Below are 17,878 nucleotides of genomic sequence, written 5' to 3' on the forward strand. Positions count from 1 at the left end.
GAAAACCTATGTCGTATAGAGCGCATTGATCTTAACGTACCCCTCCGTCAGGTCGCACCCCCAAGCCACCCCTTCCCCCTGTCCCTCCCCCAGGTCCACAAAGACGTCCACCTCTTCCGCCCGCATGGCCTGGCTGGCCCTTTCCCGGTCAAAGGGAAGGGCACCCCCGGCATAAAGGGGAATACCCTGGACCTGGATCCTTACCCTTAAGGGGTCAAACCGCGCCCCCGAATTGCCCAAAGCCGCCAGGATACGGCCCCAGTTGGGGTCGTTGCCGTAAAGAGCCGCCTTCCAAAGGGTACTGCCCGCCACCACCCGGGCCGCCCGCCTGGCTTCCTCCTCCGTGCCTGCCCCCACCACCCGCACGGTCATGAGCTTGGTGGCTCCCTCCCCATCCCGGGCGATCTTTCTCGCCAGCTCCCGGGCCACTGCCTCAAGGGCCGGGAAAAAGGCCTCGAGGGGCACCGCGCCATAAGCCCCGTTCGCCATCACCAGGGCGAGATCGTTGGTGGAGGTATCCCCGTCCACGGTCACCTGGTTGAAGGTGCGGTCCACGATGCCCCGCCAGGCCTCCCTCAAGGCCTCCTGGGGTAAAGCGGCATCCGTCACCACGAAGGCCAGCATGGTGGCCATGTTGGGATGGATCATCCCACTGCCCTTGGCGATACCCACGATCCTCGCCCCCTCCACCTCGGCCTCCGCTACCTTAGGAACTAAGTCCGTGGTGAGGATAGCCTCGGCAAAGGCATCGGCGTAGGGGGTAAGTTCTATCTGGGGCAAACCTGTTTCCACCTTTTCCACGGGAAGGGGAACCCCGATGACCCCCGTGGAAGCAGTCAAGACCTCCTCCACGGGCACTCCCAGGCGCAGGGCAGCAACCTCGGCCATGCGGCGATCGTCCAAAAAGCCCCGCTCCCCGGTGGCGCAGTTGGCGTTGCCGGCGTTGACCACCACCGCCCGCAACGCACCTCCTTGGGCATAAAGGGCCCTACCCCGGTGAATGGAAGGTGCGGCAGCCCGGTTCTGCGTGGCCACATAGGCCCAGGAAGCGGGGAGGCCGGACACCAGTAGGGCCAAATCGGGCTTGCCAGAAGGCTTGATGCCCGCCCGGGTAGCCCCGGCGCGAAAACCCCGGGGAAGCCTTACGGCCATAGACCCTCCTTGGGAAGTGCGGTCTCCTCAGGCAGATCCAGCATCAGGTTCAGGTTCTGCACCGCCTGCCCCGCCATCCCCTTCACCAGGTTGTCCAAGGCGGCAAACACCATAACACGCCCCGTTCTCGCTTCAAAAAGAGGCTTCACATCCACCCGGTTGGAAGCATAGGTGCCCTTGGTTTCCGGCAAGGCCTCGGTGACCCGCACAAAAGGTTCCTGGGCGTAGAAGTCCTGGTAAAGCTCGTCCAGGGCCTTCTGGCTCCAGTTCCCTTCCACCTCCGCCTCCACCGTGACCAAGATGCCCCGGGTCATGGGTACCAGGTGGGGGACGAAGGAAAGGCGCACCTCTCCCAGGGGCCCATGGGTGCGCACCGGGCGCCCCTGGGCCAAAAGGCGGCCCAGGTTCCTTTCCATCTCCGGTATATGGCGATGGACACCCCCCACCTTGTAGGGCTTAAGGTTCTCGTTCACCTCGGCAAAAAAGGTACCCTCCCCCTCCCTGCCCGCCCCGGAGACCCCGCTTAAACCCACCACAAAGGCCCCCCGCAGGACACCTTCCGCCGCCAGAGGGGCCAAGGCCAAGGTGGTGGCCGTCACGTAACACCCGGGGTTGGCCACCAGGCGCGCCCCCCCAAGCTCCTTCCGATGCAGCTCGGGAAGGCCATAGACTGCCTCCCGGTAAAGCCCTGAGCTCTTGTGGGGGATCCCGTACCAGGATTCGTAAACCTCCGGAGGAAGCCGGTAGTCCCCGGAGAGGTCTATGACCCGTTTGCCCTCCTTCAAGGCCCTTGGAGCAAGCTCCATGGCAAGCCCGTTGGGCAAGGCCAAAAAGACCACATCCGCCTGCTCCAGTACTTCCTCCAGGGTGGCAAAAAGCCCTTTATCCCATAGCTGGGGCCAGGCGGAGGAAAGGGGTTTCCCCTCGTGTTTGCGGCTGCTAAACCCTACCAGCTCCACCCCGGGGTGGGCCTTAAGCAGGCGAATCAGCTCCCCTCCCCCATACCCCGAGGCCCCGATGATCCCCACCCTTACCACGGCACCTCCAAAGGAATGTCAGGGAAGGCCAAGGGAGCCAGTTTTTCCCCAGGGGAAAGCCAAAGCTGCTCCCGGTAGTGGTCGCCCGCAGGACCCCGGAAGACCAAGAGGCGGCCCTGAGTTAAATCCTGTACCCAAACCTCCAGAACCCCTCCCTGGGCGTAAAGGGGAACCTTTCTTCCTAAGTCGTATTCCAAGCTGGTGTCCGCGACCTCTATTGCCAAGAGCACCTCATCGGGAACAGGATAGCGCTCCCGGTAATCCTTCAACTGGCACAGAAGGAGATCAGGTTCCAGATAGGTGTCTGGCGGAATAGCGAAAGGACCTTGTATCCGCACCCGGGCCCTGCCCGAAAAGGTGCGAAGGAGCACTTCTGCCCACCGATCCACCAAATCCGCATGACGGGATCCAATAGGTGCCATCTGGTATATCTCCCCCCTCAAAAGCTCCACACCCCGCTCGGGCAGGGGAAGCCGTAGAAACTCCTCGAGGGAGAAGCGGTAGGGCCGGACCATACCCCTAGCTTAGCAGGCACAGGAGGACGGCCTTAGCGGTGTGGAGACGGTTTTCCGCCTGGTCAAAGACCCGGCTCCGCGGCCCGTGCACCGCCTCCTCGGTGGTTTCCTCCCCGTAGTGGGCGGGCAGACAATGCAGGAAGATACCCTTGGGCCTTAGGAGACGCAAGAGCTCCCCGTTTACCTGGAAGCCATTAAAATCCCTAAGCCTCTTCTCCCGCTCCTCCTCCTGGCCCATGCTGGTCCAGACATCCGTGTAAAGGGCGTGGGCACCCGAGGCTGCCTCCTTAGGGTCATAGGTGAAAAAGGCCCCCGCCTTTTGCAAAAGGCTGGGGTCGGGCTCGTACCCTTTGGGCGTGGCCACCCGCATCCGCAAGCCCACCAGGGGAGCCACCTCAAGAAGGGAGTTCAGCACGTTGTTGCCATCCCCCACCCAGGCCACCTCGAGGCCCTCCCATCCCCCAAAGGCCTCCTTCAAGGTGAGGAGGTCCGCCAGAGCCTGCAAGGGATGGGCCCAGTCGGAAAGGGCATTGATCACCGGGATGCGGGCGTGGCGGGCGAGTTCCTCCACGGTCTCGTGCCGGTATACGCGAGCGGCGATCCCCTCCACGAAGCGCTCCAGGTTCTTGGCTATGTCCCTCACAGGCTCACGCTCGCCGATGCCCACCTGTTTCTGGTCCAGGTAGACGGCGTGCCCTCCCAGGTGAAGCATGGCCACCTCGAGGGTGGTGCGGGTGCGCAAGGAGGGCTTCTCAAAGAGAAGGGCCAGGACCTTTCCCTTAAGGTCCTCCCCGCGGTAGCGCTCCCTTTTCAGCCTCTCCGCCAAGGCCAAAAGCGCCTCGATCTCCTGGCGACCGTAGGCCGAGAAGTCCAAAAGATCCTTGGGCCGGGTGAGGGCGTCTCCCACCATGAGGCTTATAGGATAGCGCAACCGTGCAAACTTATGCAAGGCCCTCACCCCTCCTCTCCCAAGGGGCCGTGGGTTGAAGCGGCCTGCCACCCAAAAGTAAACTGAGGCCGCCTCCGAGCCCGGATAGACCCCATGGGCCTTCCGGGCCGGGCTTATGGCCCCGGGGTGGTGGGGGCAACCCCGCCGCCTGCCGCGGTTGCAAAGGAGGTGGCAAGGTGAAGATTTTCCCGCTCGCAGTTCTATCGGTGTGGGCAGTCCTATGGGGGGCTGGCCTGGCCCAGGCCCAGGTACGGGTGGTGGCCGCTGCGGATCTACAGTACGCCCTGACGGAGATCGCCCGAGCCTTTGAGGCCAAAAACCCAGGAATCAAGGTTTCCTTGAGCTTCGGCTCCTCGGGAAAGTTTTATACCCAGCTGGTCCAGGGCCTCGAGGCGGACCTGTACTTCTCCGCGGAAAGGCTCTACCCCGAGCTCCTGGAAAAAAAAGGCCTGGCGGAGGCCGGAACCCGCAGGCCCTACGCCATCGGGCGCATGGTCATCTGGCTGGACCGGAAGTTGGGCCTTGAGCCTAGCCCCGAGGCCCTCAAGGACCCCAGGATCACCCGGCTGGCCATCGCCAACCCGGTGCATGCTCCTTACGGCCGGGCCGCCGTCACCCTCTTGGAACATTACGGCCTTCTAAGGCGCCGGGCCGATGCCCCGCTTCCCGGCTTGAAGAAACCCTTTCCCAACCTCTCCTGGGAGGAGATTCCCTGGGAACGCCTCTCCCAGGGGGTGGAGGCCTACTGGGATGCCACGCCCCTCCGCCAGGGCAAGCCCCGCTTTGAGTTCGTGTACGGGGAGAACATCTCCCACACCGCCCAGCTGGCCCTAAGCGCCACCCAGGCCGGCATCCTGGCCCTCTCCCTGGCGGTGCACGAAAGCCTTTCCCGCCCCGGGGTGTACTGGCTCGCCCCCTTGGGAAGCCACCTCGCCTTGGAGCAGGACTACGTGATCCTGAAAGGGAGGAAGCGGCCCGAGGTGATGGCCTTCTACACCTTCGTGGGAAGCCCTGAGGCCCGGCGTATCTTCCAGCGATACGGTTTCCTCCTACCCGGGGAGTAGCATGGACCCCTCCTTCTGGATTGCCCTTCGCCTTTCCTTAGAGGTGGCCCTTCTCGCCTCCTTCCTCCTCCTCCTCGTGGGCGTTCCCCTGGCCTGGCTTCTGGCCTTTCGCCGCTTCCCAGGCAAATCCATCCTGGAGGCCATCTTCCTCCTACCCCTGGTCCTGCCCCCCACGGTGCTGGGCTTTTATGTCCTACTCTTTCTGGGCCCCGAGGGACCCTGGGTCCGAATCACCGGCCTCTCCTGGGCCTTCCGCTTTGAAGGCCTGGTCTTCGCCAGCGTCCTTTTCAGCCTGCCCTTTGCCCTCACCGCCTACCGGGAGGCTTTTTTGGCCCTAGACCGCAATCTTCTGGACGTAGCCCGCACCTTGGGAAGCCCCTGGTGGAAGGTCTGGAGCAAGGTGGTGTTCCCTCTCGTGTGGCCTGGGCTTCTCTCCGGCACCCTTCTGGCGTTCGTCCACACCCTGGGGGAGTTCGGGGTGGTTCTCATGGTGGGTGGTTCCATCCCCGGGAAAACCCAGATGGTGAGCATCTACATCTACGATCTGGTACAGGCCCTGCGCTTTGAGGAAGCCGCCCGGGCCTCCTTGGTCCTCCTGGGCCTCAGCCTGGCCCTCCTGGTGCTGGTACGGCTATTGGAAGCTAAGGGGCGGGCATGGAAGTCCACTACCGCATAAGAAAACCCATCGCCCTCGAGGCCCGGTTCCACATCCAGGGCTTCACCGTGCTCCTCGGGGAAAGCGGCGTAGGCAAGACTACGCTTCTCAAGGCCCTGGCAGGCCTGGTGCCCGCCGAGGGCAGGCCCTATGGGGGCCTTCCCCCCGAAAGACGGCCCGTGGGTTACCTGCCCCAGGACCTGGCCCTCTTCCCCCATATGACCGCTTGGGAGAACGTGGCCTTTCCCCTGGCGGGAGCAAACCGCAAGGCTAGGGCCCTGACCCTCTTGGAGCGGGTTGGCCTCGAGGAGCACACCCACAAGCGCCCAAGCCAGCTTTCCGGCGGCCAGAAGCAACGGGTGGCCCTCGCCCGGGCTTTGGCCAGGAACCCGGAGATTCTCCTTCTGGACGAGCCCACCAGCGCCCTGGACCCCCTCACCAAGGACCAGGTTCTGGTGGAGCTGGTGGAACTCATCCGCCGGGAAGGCATCCCCACCCTGGCGGTGAGCCACGACCCCATCCTGGCCCGCATGGCCGACTGGCTTGTGGTGATGGGGTCAGGAACCATCCTGCAAGAAGGCCCGCCCGAGGAAGTGTACTCCGCCCCAAGCCAGCTTCTGGTGGCCAGGCTGCTGGGCTACGAAAACCTATTCCCGGCCCGCATAGGACCTGGGGGCGTGGAGGTCAACAGGGTTCATCTCCGCCTTTCCCTCCCTTCCTGGGCCCAGCCCGGGGATACCGCCTGGGTGGGCATCCGGGCCGAGGAGGTCATCGTGGTGCGCCAGGACCGGCCTCCACCCCCGGAAAACATCCTAGAGGGCGTGCTGGTAAGCCTTCATCCGGAAGGCCTCGCCTACCGGGGGGTGTTCCAGGGATCCATCCGCTTGCAGATCCTGCTTCCCAGGCACGTCCAAGCCCGTTTGAACCTACGCCCCGGGCAGAGACTCCAGGTGGTCCTTAAGCCCCATTACCTTCACCTGATGCCGGGCCAGGTGGACTAACCCTTCCTCCCCCAGGCCAAACTTGTTGATGAGTCCCTTCAGGAAAAAGCGGGCCCGGTCCCGGGAAAACCCTAGGGCCTGGGCCAAGGCCCCCACCCTCGGGGGAACTCCGTTTCCCACTGCCCACAACACTGCCTTTTCTCCTGGAAGAAGCCGCAGGCCCACCCGTCCCTCAAGGCCTGAAGCCAAGGTCCTGGGATCGTCCCGACGGGTGAGGAAGATCATGCCCCAAGGGTCATAGGCCCTAAGCCCCCAAGGGGTGGCCCAAAGAAGCACCTCGCCCTTTTCCATCTGGTCCAGCCCCGCCAGGGCCAGGCCACGGCCTTCCTTCCAGTACACCTTCCAACCGGCTGGGCCAAGCGCCCCGTGCACCAGGGCATAAAGCTGCAAACTTTCCGTGTACACCACTGCTTCCAAGATTCTCCCCTCCTTTTGCCCAAAGAGCCTTTGCCCAACTCAAGCGACGATCTTCAGGGCAAAAGGAGGGGAGCGGGGAGAAAAAGCCCTTCCCTGGGGTTCCGGATAGCCGGGCACGGGGGCAACCCTGGCCTGGAGCACCCGCACCAGCGCAGGAGGCGCCACCTCCCCTATGGGGGGCAGACCCGGGGAGACCTGCAGGCCACAGAAGAGGGAGTGGTCCACCTCCCTCTCCTCCCCAGGGGCCTGGCAGAGATCCGTCCGGAGGCCGGGGTTTTGCACCTGCATGAGGTACATCTGCAGGGCCACCCCGGTGGAGGCGGTGAGGGTGAGGAGGAGGTAGAGGAATACCAGAAACCCCCGTACGGAACCCCTCGAGGGCATGGCTGCAGTATAGCCTTCGCCCTCGGGTAAAGTGAAGGGGTATGGCCGTGCGCGGCACCAAGGACCTTTTCGGCAAAGAGCTAAGGCTCCACCAGCACATCGTGGCCACCGCCCGCCGGGTGCTGGAGGCGGCGGGGGCCCTGGAACTCATCACCCCGGTGTTTGAGGAAACCCAGGTCTTCGAGAAGGGGGTGGGGATCTCCACCGACATCGTCAGGAAGGAGATGTTCACCTTCCAGGACCGGGGTGGGCGTTCCCTCACCCTGCGCCCCGAGGGCACCGCTGCCATGGTGCGGGCCTATCTGGAACACGGGATGAAGGTCTGGCCCCAGCCCGTGAGGCTCTGGATGGCGGGGCCCATGTTCCGGGCGGAGCGCCCCCAGAAGGGGCGCTACCGCCAGTTCCACCAGGTGAACTACGAGGCCCTGGGCTCGGAAAGCCCCATCCTGGATGCGGAGGCCGTGGTGCTCCTGTATGAAAGCCTTAAGGAGCTCGGCTTGAGGCGCCTCACCGTCAAGCTCTCCTCCGTGGGGGACCCCAAGGACCGGGCCCGCTACAACGCCTATCTACGGGAGGTCCTCTCCCCCCACCGGGAGGCCCTCTCCCAGGATTCCCAGGAGCGCCTGGAGCTCAACCCCATGCGCATCCTGGACTCCAAGAGCGAGCAAGACCAGGCCCTCCTCAAGGAGCTCAACATCCGGCCCATGCTGGACTTCCTGGGGGAGGAAGCGAAGGCCCATCTGAAGGCGGTGGAACGCCATCTGGAAAGGCTTTCCGTGCCCTACGAACTGGACCCAACCCTGGTGCGGGGCCTGGATTACTACGTGCGTACCGCCTTTGAGGTGCACCATGCGGAGATCGGGGCGCAGAGCGCCCTGGGGGGTGGGGGAAGGTACGACGGGCTTTCCGAGCTCCTGGGGGGGCCGAGGGTACCCGGGGTGGGTTTCGCCTTCGGGGTGGAGAGGGTGGCCCTGGCCCTCGAGGCGGAGGGATTCGGCCTTCCCGAAGAGAAAGGACCCGACGTCTACCTGATCCCCCTCACGGAGGAAGCGGTGGCCGAAACCTTCTATCTGGCCGAGGCCTTAAGGCCCCGCATCCGGGCGGAGTATGCCCTCAGCCCCAAGAAGCCTGGCAAGGGGGTGGAGGAAGCCCTGAAGCGGAAGGCGGCCTTCGTGGGCTTCTTGGGGGAGGATGAGCTAAAGACCGGTGAGGTCACCTTGAAGCGCCTCGCCACTGGGGAACAGGTGCGCCTTCCCCAAACGGAGGCCCTGGGCTTCCTCCTTTCCGCCCTGGCGTGAGAATCCGTTAAGATTTGGGGGATTATGCGCCGTACCCACTTCGCCGGAAGCCTAAGGGAAGAACACGTGGGGGAGGAGGTGGTCCTCGAGGGGTGGATAAACCGCCGCCGGGACCTGGGGGGGCTCATCTTCCTGGACCTCCGGGACCGCGAGGGCTTGGTCCAGCTGGTGGCCCACCCGGAAAGCCCCGCCTACAAGGAAGCGGAACGGGTCCGCTCGGAGTGGGTGGTGCGGGCCAGGGGCACCGTGCGCCTACGCCCGGAGCCTAACCCCCGCCTGCCCACCGGAGCGGTGGAGGTGGCCCTTACCTCCCTCGAGGTCCTCTCCGAGGCCAGAACACCCCCCTTCCCCGTGGACGCCGGCTGGCGGGGAGAGGAGGAAAAGGAGGTTTCCGAAGACCTCAGGCTCAGGTACCGCTACCTGGACCTGCGCCGGAGGAAAATGCAGGAAAACCTGCGCCTCCGCCATCGGGTCATCAAGGCCATCTGGGACTTCCTGGACCGGGAGGGCTTCATCCAGGTGGAAACCCCCTTCCTGACCAAAAGCACCCCGGAAGGGGCCCGGGATTTCCTGGTGCCCTACCGCCAGCAACCCGGCCTTTTCTACGCCCTCCCCCAGTCGCCCCAGCTTTTCAAGCAAATGCTCATGGTGGCGGGTTTTGACCGCTACTTCCAGATCGCCCGCTGCTTCCGCGACGAGGACCTACGGGCCGACCGCCAGCCCGACTTCACCCAGATGGACCTGGAGATGAGCTTCGTGGAGGTGGAGGATATCCTGGAGCTTAACGAAAGGCTCATGGCCCACGTGTTCCAGGAAGCCCTGGGGGTGGAGCTTCCCCTCCCCTTCCCCCGCCTCACTTACCAGGAGGCCATGGAGCGCTTCGGCTCGGACAAACCCGACACCCGCTTCGGCCTGGAGCTCAAGGAGGTGGGGCACCTCTTCCGGGAAAGCGAGTTTCAGGTTTTCCGGGAGGCGGAAAGGGTAAAGGCCCTGGCGGTGCCCGAGGCCCTATCCCGCAAGGAGATCGCCGACTTGGAGGAGCTGGCCAAGCGCCACGGGGCCAAGGGCTTGGCCTTTGCCCGGGTGGAGGAGGGAGGCTTCGCAGGCGGGGCCGCCAGGTTTCTGGAGCCCGTGCGGCAAAGCCTTCTGGAGGCCACGGAAGCCACTCCGGGGGACACCCTTCTCTTCGTGGCCGGGCCGGCCAAGGTGGCGGCCACCGCCTTGGGGCAGGTGCGGCTTAAGCTGGCGGAGGTCTTAGACCTCCCCAGGGAGGGCTTCCGGTTCCTATGGGTGGTGGACTTCCCCCTTCTGGAGTGGGACGAGGAAAGGGGCCAGTACACCTACATGCACCATCCCTTTACCAGCCCTCATCCCGAGGACCTACCCCTCTTGGATACCGATCCTGGGAAGGTGCGGGCCTTGGCCTACGACCTGGTGCTGAACGGCACCGAGGTGGGGGGCGGCTCCATCCGCATCCACGACCCTGCTCTTCAAGCCAGGATGTTCCAGGTGCTGGGCATCGGGGAGGAGGAGCAGCGGGAAAAGTTTGGCTTCTTCCTCGAGGCCCTCACCTACGGGGCCCCACCCCACGGCGGCATCGCCTGGGGCCTAGACCGCCTCCTGGCCCTCATGACGGCCAGCCCCTCCATCCGCGAGGTCATCGCCTTCCCCAAGAACAAGGAGGGCAAAGACCCCCTTACCGGGGCCCCAAGCCCGGTGTCCGAGGAGCAGCTTCGGGAACTCGGCCTCATGGTGATCGCCCATGGCTAGGATTCCCTACGTGATCGTGGACGCCTTCGCCTCCACCCCGGGGGCCGGGAACCGGGTAGCCATCGTGCTGGACGCCCGGGGCATGGACCTGGAGGAGATGCGAAGCCTAGCCCGGCGCCTGGGCGAACCGGAAACCGCCTTCGTAACGGAAAGGCAAGGGACCCTGTTCGCCGTGCGCTTCTTCACCCCTTCGGGAGAAGTGGAGTTCTCCGGCCACGCCGCCATAGCCCTGGGCCTCACCCTGGTGCGCCTGGGCCTGGCTCCCGAGGGCAGCAAGCGGCTTTTCCTGCACACCCCCACGGAGGCCCTGCCGGTGGAGATCCTGTACGAGGCCGGAGAACCCCGCAAGGCCCTGGTGAGGGGTCCCGCCCCGAGGTTCCGGGACCTGCCCCCTTACCAGGTGCTTAAGGAGGTCCTCGAGGCCCTGGGCTCAGACGAACGTTACCTGCACCGCGGCCTGCCTTACGGCATCGCCTACACCGGGCTTTGGAGCCTCTTCGTCCCCCTTGTTGCGCCCGGGGTGGTGGATGCCCTGGAGCCAGAGATGAAGACCCTGGCCGAACTTTCCCACCAGCTGGAGGTGGCCACCGTCCATGCCTACGCCCCCATGGGCCCAAGGAGCTTCTACGCCCGGGACTTCGCCCCCCTTCTCGGCATCCCGGAAGACCCGGTGACGGGTTCCGCCAACGCCGCCTTGGGTGCCCTCCTGGCCCGGGCGGGGGTGGTGCCCAAGCGGGAAGGCCGGGTAGCCCTCACCATCTACCAGGGCCACCGCCTGGGCAACCCCGGGGTGGTGGAGGTGGTGGTGGAGTACAGCCCCACGGGCCAGCCCTACGGGGTGCAAATCGGGGGGGAGGCGGTACAGGTATCCGCTGGGGAAGTTTGATGGTGCGGCTGGTCTTCGTGGACGTGGACGGCACCCTGGTGGGCAAGGAGGGGGTACCCGAATGCGTGTGGCCAGCGGTGGAGGCCTTAAGGGCCAAGGGCATCCGCCTAAGCCTCATCACCGGCCGGCCGGGCCGGGGGCACGCCCTGGCCTACGCCCGCAGGCTGGACCCCATGGGCCTCCACGTGTTCGAGTCGGGGGCGGTGGTCCTGGCGTTTTCCCGGGATCCCCACTCCCCTCCCGCCCACCCCCTCCTGGTGGAAGCCCTGCCCCAAGAGGCGGCCCGGGAAGCCATCCGCCTGGCCCGCAGGCTCGGGCTTCCCCTCGAGGGCTACACCGCCGATGGGGGCTTCTTCATAGAGGGGGATAGCCCTCTCCTAAAGGCCCACCAGGAACTCCTGGGCGTGGTGGCCGAGGAAGCGGACCTGCTAAGGCTTCCTGCCCCTTTGGTCCGCCTCCAGGTACTGGCCGAGGCCCAAGCTCCCCTGGGCGCCCTCATGGACCCCTTGCCCCAGGAACTCCAGGCCCACGTGGCGGAAAGCCCCAGGATGCCCGGGGTGCGCTTCGTCTCCCTGACCAAGCGGGGGGTGAGCAAGCTCTCGGCCGCCCGGTTTGTGGCGGAAAGCTACGGCCTGACCCTGGCCCAATGCGCCATGGTGGGGGATGGGGAAAACGACCTGGAACTCATCCAAGGAGTGGGCCTAGGCATCGCCATGGGGAACGCTTCGCCCCAGGTCAAGAAGGTGGCCCAACGGGTGGTGGCTCCCGTGGAGGCATGCGGTTTGGCGGAGGCTCTTGCCAGCCTATTACCGGCAATACGAGAAGCGCGCCGGGGCCACAATGCGTAACTCCAGGAGGCGAAACCCCGCTCCCTCCCAACTTCCCTCCACCTCCACCGCCATCCCGGGAACCAGAAGGGCCATCCAGGGGGAGGAGCCAAGGAGGGGAACGCCGCCCACCAAGAGCGCCTGCCCATCGCTGAAGGTGACCTGACCGTAGAAGCGTTGCAAGCCCTGGTCGGAAGGAGATGGGGTAACCGGGGGCGGCAGGACGGGAGGCTTGGGGAGGGGCACGGGGGGAAGGGGCAACGGGGGTAGTTCCAGGGCCAAGCCCCACCCCAGGAGCAAAAGCCCCAGCACCGCCATCCAGCGCTTTATGGAACCTCCTTGGGCAACCATAGGACCACCTGCCAACCGGGGTGGGCATTTCCCCACTGGACCCTTCCCCCCAACCTCTCCACGGTGTGGCGCACCAAGGCCAAGCCCAGGCCCGAACCGGAAGAAGAGGGTCCCTTGTGAAAGGGGCTACCGAGTGCGGGCACCCGAGCCTCCGGAACCCCTGGGCCATGGTCGCGCACGCTAAGGACCAGCCATTCCCCTTCCTCCCTTAACCCCACCTCCACAGGGGGACTGCCGTGCCGAAAAGCATTGGTCAACAGGTTCGCCACCACCTGGCGCAGAAGATCGGGCGGTCCCCATACCCGCCCTTCCGTCTCCAGCTTCAAAACCAAACCCGGCCATTCCCGCCCCAGTTCCTCCAACAAAGCCTTCAACCCCACCCGCTCCCGGGTCATCTCGCCCCGCGCCAAGGCCAGCAGATCCCTCAGCAGGCCCTCGAGGCGGGAAACCTGCGCCTTCAAGCGGGGAAGGGCCTGTTCCTGCGATACCAGACCCCGCTCCAAGGCCTCCAGTTGGCTACGCAAAGCCGCCACCGGCGTCCGTAACTCATGGGCCGCATGCCGGGTAAAGGTGCGCTCCCTCTCCAAAAAAGCCCTCACCGCCTCCACCATGCGATTGAAGCTCCGGGCCAGGGTGGCAAGCTCGTCCTCCCCCGTGGGAACCGGCACGAGTTCGGGAAAACGCTCCTGGGAAAGGACCTCCGTGGCCCGGGCCAACTCCCCAAGAGGGCGAAGGAGGCCCTTGAGAAGCAGGAAGGTGATCCCCAAGGCCAGGGCCAGGGCCAAGGGGAGGGCCAAAAGGCTCGCACCCAGGGCATACCCCAAACTGGGGGCAGGCAGGGCCACCTCCAGGGCGTACCCTTGGGGCAAGGCCCAGGCTTGGGTCATCCAACCCCTTTCCGCTCGGTGCTCCCCTAAGGGGGAAGGAACCGGAAAGGGACCGCCGTAGCTGAGGTAGATTCGCCCCTCCCTCGTTACCCGCGCCCTGCCTTTGGAGAAAGGGAGGAGGAGGCTGTAACCCTCCGGCTTAAGGGCGGGCAGGGCCCCGGTAAAATCCAGAGCCTGATAAAGGCTTTGGGCAAAGACCAAAAGCTCCCTTTGGACCGTTGCCTCAGCGGCGCGCAACAATACCCAGTAGCCCAGGCCCAGCTGGGCCAGGGCGGAGATCCCCACCGCTACCCCCACCCCGAGGAGCAGCCTATTCCGGAAGCCCCAGGCCATACCCTCCTGCCCCCGTGCGCACCACTTCTGGGGCGAGCTTTTGCCTTAGGCGGTGAATGTAGATCCGCACCATTCTTACCGCCGTATCCCGGCCCGGGAACAAGCGATCGGCCAGCTCCTCGGGGGTGAAAAGGCGATCGGGGTTTAGGCACAGGGTCTCTAGCAAAGCAAACTCCTTGAGGGTCAGGCCGATCTCCTCTCCCTTCCAGTACGCCTTCCGCGCCACCAGATCCACCACGAGATCCCCCCGCCGAAAGCGGCCCCCCTTGTGCTGGGCTCCCCGGCGGAGAAGAGCCCGAACCCGGGCGAGAAGCTCTTCCAGGGCGAAGGGCTTGACCAGGTAGTCATCCCCCCCGAGGTTTAGCCCGGCTACCCGGTCCTCCAGGGAATCCCGGGCCGTGAGAAAGAGGGTGGAGCCGGAATACCCTCCCTCCCGCACCTGACGGGCAAAGGTAAACCCCGCATCCTCTCCCTCGGGCAACATCACGTCCAAAACCAGCAAAGCGGGTTCGGCAGCCAAAAACTCCTCCCACGCCGAATCCAGGTCAGGGGCCCAGGCTGCCTCATACCCTTCCCGGGACAAAAGAAGCGTCACGGGCTCGGCGATGTCCGGTTCGTCCTCCACCACCAGGATGCGCACGTCTTCCCCATTCCAAGGCCCGGCCCCCCTCGAGGTCAAGGGGGGCCGGGGAAACGTCCTTCTACCTTCCCCCACCGATCCCAATCCCGATCCTGAGATTCACCCCTCCTTGGCCGCTACCCTCCGTCCCACTGGAACCCTGGCCCTGTGAACCTTCCTTCGCCTGGCCTCCCCGGGCCACCTCCAACAGGCCGCGAACCTGTCCCTCCACGCTGACGCTCACGTCCACCAAGGTGCTCCCCGCATGGTGGACCTGCAGGGTTCGCTCCTGGCCGTTCAGGATCAGGGTCACCTGGGTTGCCCCCTCGGCGGACACCCAGGCGTTAGGGTTCACCTCCACCAGGCCCACCACCCGGCCCTCCTTCCAGAAGACGGCCAGCTCCTTCTTGCCCCCCAGGGCCATGCGAAGCTCCGTGGCCACTTGGGACAAAGCCGTTGGACTCTAGACACCGAAGGCCACCGCCAACAACCTAACCAGCCACTGCTTGCTCATACCTTCACCTCCCATGCCCAGGGTAGGGAACAGAGGTAAATGCCAGGCAAACACCTCGAGGCCCCTTAGGATAGAAGGGTATGCGGGTCTTTATTGATGAGATCGCCAAATACGAGGGCCAGGAGGTGGAGCTAAGGGGCTGGCTCTACCAAAGGCGCTCCAAGGGCAAGATCCACTTCCTCATCCTCCGGGACGGCACGGGGTTCCTGCAGGCAACCCTCTTCAAAGGGGAGGTACCGGAGGAAATCTTTGAGCAAGCGGATCACCTCCCCCAGGAAACCGCCCTGAAGGTCCATGGCCTGGTGCGGCGGGACGAGAGGGCCCCCGGGGGCTTTGAGCTTTCGGTGCGGAACCTCGAGGTGGTGAGCCTTCCCCAGGGGGAGTATCCCATCGGTCCTAAGGAGCACGGCATCGACTTCCTCATGGACCACCGCCACCTGTGGCTCCGCCACCGCCGTCCCTTCGCGGTGATGCGGATCCGGGACGAGCTGGAAAGAGCCATCCACGATTTCTTCGCCGAGCGGGGTTTCCTGCGCTTTGACGCCCCCATCCTCACCCCGAGCGCCGTGGAGGGCACCACCGACCTCTTCGAGGTGGACCTCTTCAACGGGGAAAAGGCCTACCTCTCCCAGTCGGGCCAGCTTTACGCCGAAGCCGGGGCCTTGGCCTTCGGCAAGGTCTATACCTTCGGCCCCACCTTTCGGGCGGAAAGGAGCAAAACCCGCCGCCACCTCCTGGAGTTCTGGATGATCGAGCCCGAGGTGGCCTTCATGACCCACGAGGAGAACATGGCCCTGCAGGAGGAGTTGGTGAGCCACCTGGTGGGCCGGGTTCTCACGCGAAGGGCCAGGGAGCTGGAGATGCTGGAGCGGGATCCCAAAGCCCTCGAGCCCGCCGCGGAAGGCAACTACCCCCGGCTCACCTACCGGGAGGCGGTGGCCCTGGTGAACCAGCTTGCGGAGAAGGACCCCGAGGTGCCGCCCCTGCCCTACGGGGAGGACTTCGGCGCCCCCCATGAGGCCGCCCTCAGCCGCCAGTTTGACCGCCCGGTCTTCATCGAGCGCTACCCTGCCCGGATCAAGGCCTTTTACATGGAACCCGACCCCGAGGACCCGGAGCTGGTCCTAAACAACGACCTCCTGGCCCCCGAGGGCTACGGGGAGATCATCGGGGGTAGCCAGAGAATCCACGACCTGGAACTTCTACGCAGGAAAATCCAGGAGTTCGGCCTCCCGGAGGAGGTCTACGACTGGTATCTGGACCTGAGGCGCTTTGGCAGCGTGCCCCACTCGGGTTTCGGATTGGGCCTGGAGCGCACCGTGGCCTGGATCTGCGGCCTCGCCCACGTGCGCGAGGCAATTCCCTTCCCCCGGATGTACACCCGGATGCGGCCCTAAAGACCCGCCAGCTCTAGGAAGTACCGGTGGAGCTTGGGGTCCTGGGTGAGCTCGGGGTGGAAGGCGCTGGCGAGGATCTTGCCCTGGCGTACCAGGACGGGAAGACCATTCAGCTCCGCCAGCACCTCCACTCCTTCCCCCAATTTGCGGAAGGCTGGGGCTCTAATGAAAACCCCGTGGAAGGGACCCAAACCCCGGGCCTCGAGGTCCTCCTCAAAGCTTTCCACCTGCCTGCCAAAGGCGTTGCGTTCCACCCATGCCTCCAACACCCCCAAACGGGGTTGCTCGGGGTAGCCCACGATCTCCTTGGCCAACCAGATGGCCCCGGCGCAGGTGCCGAAGAGGGCCAGGGAACCCTCTTCCACCCGCTTGCGCACCTCGTCCTCGATTCCGTATTCCCGGGCCAGCTTGCCGATGGTGGTGGACTCCCCGCCAGGCACGATGAGGGCCTTGAGCCCCTCCAGGTGCTCCTTCTTCCGCACCTCCTTTGCCTCTATCCCCAGGCGCTTAAGCGCCTCCTTGTGCTCGCGGAAATCCCCTTGCAGGGCTAGGACGCCGACCACGCCCCTCATCCTGGACCTAGGCTTCGGACCTGTCAAGGGAAGCTCGCACCAAAAGAACACCCACTAACCCGGCCACTAGAGAAGCGGAGAGTACCCCCACCTTGGCTTGGTCCAGCATCCCCCCTTCAAAGGCCAAGCCAGCAATGAAAAGGGCCATGGTAAAGCCAATGCCTGCCAGAAAGCCCACACCCACAATGGACTTTAGGTTCACCCCTTCGGGCAAGGCGCCCAAACCCAACCGCAACGCTAGCCAGGAAGCAAAGAAGATTCCCAAAGGTTTCCCCAAGAGAAGACCCAAGCTTATCCCCCAGGCCACGGAACCAAACCCCAGCCCCTGCAAGGCAACCCCAGCATTAAAAAATGCAAAAACCGGCAACACCCCAAAGGCTACCCAAGGGTGAAGGGTGTGTTCCAGACGGTGCAAGGGGCTTTGCGCTTCCTCCACCTGCTCCTCGAGGCCTTCCAACTCCCCCTCCAGCTCCTCGGGGTCCTGGGCAGAGGTAGCCCCCTGGAAAGCCCTAGCCCGCCGCAGAGGGACAGCCAAAGCCAAAAGCACCCCGGCCAAGGTAGCATGAAGACCTGACTGGAGGACAAAATACCACAGAAGTAACCCCAGAAGCATGTAGGGCCAAAGATGCCACACCCCTAGGCGATTGAGCAGAAGAGCAAAACCCAGGATCAGGACCGCCAGGATCAAGGGAAGGGATTCTAAGCCCCCGGTGTAGAAGAGGGCAATCACCAAAACCGCCCCCAGGTCATCTACTATGGCTAAGGCAGTGAGAAAGAGCTTAAGTCCCAGAGGCACCCGAGGTACCAGAGCCAAAACCCCCAAGGCAAAGGCGATGTCCGTGGCCATGGGTACTCCCCAGCCACGAGCCTCGGGCAGGCTGGGATTGATTGCCAGGTACAAAAAGGCCGGCAGGATCATCCCCCCTACCGCCCCTGCCAAGGCTAGCCCAGCCCTTCTGGGATTCTTAAGCTCGCCAGAAACAAGTTCACGCTTAAGCTCCAGGCCCACCAGTAGGAAGAAAAACGCCATGAGGAGGTCGTTGACCCAAAGAAGCAGCGGCTTTTCCAATGAAAACTCGCCAAAACGAACACCCACCAGAACTTCTCGTAGCCCAAAATAGACCGTGGCCGCCGGAGTGTTGGCTAGTATAAATGCCAGAAGAGCCGCCAAGAAGAGGACCAGCCCTCCTTTGGCCTCACTTTCAAGAAACTGCTCTAGTAGCCTGGGATACCTGCGCACGGGCATGGGA

20 protein-coding genes and 1 riboswitch are annotated in these 17,878 nt (G+C 64.5%); of the genes, 8 read left to right on the forward strand and 12 right to left on the reverse strand.

Annotated elements, in window-relative coordinates:
• Positions 1-6: 6 nt before the first annotated feature.
• The 4 genes from argJ to argF are packed head-to-tail and all read right to left on the reverse strand — an operon-like array spanning position 7 to position 3,614.
• On the reverse strand, positions 7-1,152 hold the full coding sequence (gene argJ / locus TNMX_RS11275) for a bifunctional glutamate N-acetyltransferase/amino-acid acetyltransferase ArgJ (RefSeq protein WP_038032326.1): 1,146 nt from the start codon (positions 1,150-1,152) through the stop codon (positions 7-9).
• Positions 1,143-2,180, reverse strand: coding sequence for an N-acetyl-gamma-glutamyl-phosphate reductase (argC, locus tag TNMX_RS11280; RefSeq protein ID WP_172640123.1), 1,038 nt, complete (start codon positions 2,178-2,180; stop codon positions 1,143-1,145). The genes argJ and argC overlap by 10 nt, the downstream gene beginning before the upstream one ends.
• A 2-nt stretch (positions 2,181-2,182) precedes the next feature.
• Complete coding sequence (locus tag TNMX_RS11285; protein WP_015717419.1) at positions 2,183-2,704, reverse strand: Uma2 family endonuclease; 522 nt, start codon at positions 2,702-2,704, stop codon at positions 2,183-2,185.
• A 4-nt stretch (positions 2,705-2,708) separates the two neighbouring features.
• Positions 2,709-3,614, reverse strand: a complete 906-nt coding sequence (gene argF, locus TNMX_RS11290; RefSeq protein WP_019551292.1) for an ornithine carbamoyltransferase — start codon at positions 3,612-3,614, stop codon at positions 2,709-2,711.
• Between the two features lie 99 nt (positions 3,615-3,713).
• Positions 3,714-3,837, forward strand: a riboswitch (molybdenum cofactor riboswitch).
• Between argF and modA the strand changes: the two genes are divergently transcribed.
• From modA to TNMX_RS11305, 3 genes are all read left to right on the forward strand, one after another.
• Positions 3,836-4,717 (forward strand): molybdate ABC transporter substrate-binding protein, encoded by an 882-nt coding sequence (gene modA, locus TNMX_RS11295; protein WP_026329085.1) that lies wholly within the window; start codon positions 3,836-3,838, stop codon positions 4,715-4,717. It overlaps the preceding riboswitch by 2 nt.
• 1 nt (position 4,718) lies before the next feature.
• Complete coding sequence (modB, locus tag TNMX_RS11300) at positions 4,719-5,393, forward strand: molybdate ABC transporter permease subunit (protein ID WP_038032329.1); 675 nt, start codon at positions 4,719-4,721, stop codon at positions 5,391-5,393.
• Complete coding sequence (locus tag TNMX_RS11305; RefSeq protein ID WP_038032331.1) at positions 5,372-6,373, forward strand: ABC transporter ATP-binding protein; 1,002 nt, start codon at positions 5,372-5,374, stop codon at positions 6,371-6,373. Before modB ends, TNMX_RS11305 begins: the two co-directional genes overlap by 22 nt.
• Here TNMX_RS11305 and TNMX_RS11310 read toward each other — a convergent pair.
• Positions 6,299-6,790 carry a hypothetical protein gene (locus tag TNMX_RS11310; RefSeq protein ID WP_038032333.1) on the reverse strand — a complete coding sequence of 164 codons (492 nt, stop codon included), beginning with the start codon at positions 6,788-6,790 and terminating at the stop codon, positions 6,299-6,301. The two genes, TNMX_RS11305 and TNMX_RS11310, sit on opposite strands and share 75 nt — an antisense overlap.
• 39 nt (positions 6,791-6,829) lie before the next feature.
• Positions 6,830-7,174, reverse strand: coding sequence for a hypothetical protein (locus TNMX_RS11315; protein ID WP_038032336.1), 345 nt, complete (start codon positions 7,172-7,174; stop codon positions 6,830-6,832).
• Between the two features lie 41 nt (positions 7,175-7,215).
• Here TNMX_RS11315 and hisS point away from each other — a divergent pair, with 41 nt between their 5' ends.
• The 4 genes from hisS to TNMX_RS11335 are packed head-to-tail and all read left to right on the forward strand — an operon-like array spanning position 7,216 to position 11,976.
• The gene (gene hisS, locus TNMX_RS11320; RefSeq protein WP_038032338.1) at positions 7,216-8,472 is read left to right on the forward strand and encodes a histidine--tRNA ligase; all 1,257 of its coding nucleotides are present in this window, start codon (positions 7,216-7,218) and stop codon (positions 8,470-8,472) included.
• Between the two features lie 24 nt (positions 8,473-8,496).
• Positions 8,497-10,242, forward strand: coding sequence for an aspartate--tRNA ligase (aspS, locus tag TNMX_RS11325; protein ID WP_038032341.1), 1,746 nt, complete (start codon positions 8,497-8,499; stop codon positions 10,240-10,242).
• Positions 10,235-11,128 (forward strand): PhzF family phenazine biosynthesis protein, encoded by an 894-nt coding sequence (locus TNMX_RS11330; RefSeq protein ID WP_038032344.1) that lies wholly within the window; start codon positions 10,235-10,237, stop codon positions 11,126-11,128. Before aspS ends, TNMX_RS11330 begins: the two co-directional genes overlap by 8 nt.
• Positions 11,128-11,976 carry an HAD family hydrolase gene (locus tag TNMX_RS11335; RefSeq protein WP_038032347.1) on the forward strand — a complete coding sequence of 283 codons (849 nt, stop codon included), beginning with the start codon at positions 11,128-11,130 and terminating at the stop codon, positions 11,974-11,976. The genes TNMX_RS11330 and TNMX_RS11335 overlap by 1 nt, the downstream gene beginning before the upstream one ends.
• On the opposite strand, the gene TNMX_RS11340 is transcribed toward TNMX_RS11335, so the two are convergent.
• The 4 genes from TNMX_RS11340 to TNMX_RS11355 all read right to left on the reverse strand — a co-directional run bounded on the left by TNMX_RS11340 (position 11,935) and on the right by TNMX_RS11355 (position 14,596).
• The gene (locus TNMX_RS11340) at positions 11,935-12,306 is read right to left on the reverse strand and encodes a hypothetical protein (protein ID WP_156919462.1); all 372 of its coding nucleotides are present in this window, start codon (positions 12,304-12,306) and stop codon (positions 11,935-11,937) included. The genes TNMX_RS11335 and TNMX_RS11340 overlap by 42 nt on opposite strands.
• Positions 12,282-13,526, reverse strand: a complete 1,245-nt coding sequence (locus TNMX_RS12435; protein WP_052037991.1) for a HAMP domain-containing sensor histidine kinase — start codon at positions 13,524-13,526, stop codon at positions 12,282-12,284. The genes TNMX_RS11340 and TNMX_RS12435 overlap by 25 nt, the downstream gene beginning before the upstream one ends.
• On the reverse strand, positions 13,504-14,166 hold the full coding sequence (locus tag TNMX_RS11350) for a response regulator transcription factor (protein ID WP_038032366.1): 663 nt from the start codon (positions 14,164-14,166) through the stop codon (positions 13,504-13,506). The genes TNMX_RS12435 and TNMX_RS11350 overlap by 23 nt, the downstream gene beginning before the upstream one ends.
• A 61-nt stretch (positions 14,167-14,227) precedes the next feature.
• Positions 14,228-14,596: a hypothetical protein gene (locus TNMX_RS11355; RefSeq protein ID WP_156919463.1), complete on the reverse strand. Its 369-nt coding sequence runs from the start codon at positions 14,594-14,596 to the stop codon at positions 14,228-14,230.
• A 143-nt stretch (positions 14,597-14,739) separates the two neighbouring features.
• On the opposite strand from TNMX_RS11355, the gene asnS reads away from it, so the two are divergent.
• Positions 14,740-16,056 (forward strand): asparagine--tRNA ligase, encoded by a 1,317-nt coding sequence (gene asnS, locus TNMX_RS11360; RefSeq protein WP_038032355.1) that lies wholly within the window; start codon positions 14,740-14,742, stop codon positions 16,054-16,056.
• Here the strand turns inward: asnS and pdxT are convergent.
• Positions 16,053-16,628, reverse strand: coding sequence for a pyridoxal 5'-phosphate synthase glutaminase subunit PdxT (gene pdxT, locus TNMX_RS11365; RefSeq protein ID WP_038032358.1), 576 nt, complete (start codon positions 16,626-16,628; stop codon positions 16,053-16,055). The two genes, asnS and pdxT, sit on opposite strands and share 4 nt — an antisense overlap.
• Before the next feature lie 7 nt (positions 16,629-16,635).
• Positions 16,636-17,874, reverse strand: coding sequence for a Na+/H+ antiporter NhaA (gene nhaA, locus TNMX_RS11370; RefSeq protein ID WP_038032361.1), 1,239 nt, complete (start codon positions 17,872-17,874; stop codon positions 16,636-16,638).
• Positions 17,875-17,878: the final 4 nt, after the last annotated feature.

The organism is Thermus sp. NMX2.A1 (assembly GCF_000511705.1).
Taxonomy (GTDB): domain Bacteria; phylum Deinococcota; class Deinococci; order Deinococcales; family Thermaceae; genus Thermus; species Thermus scotoductus.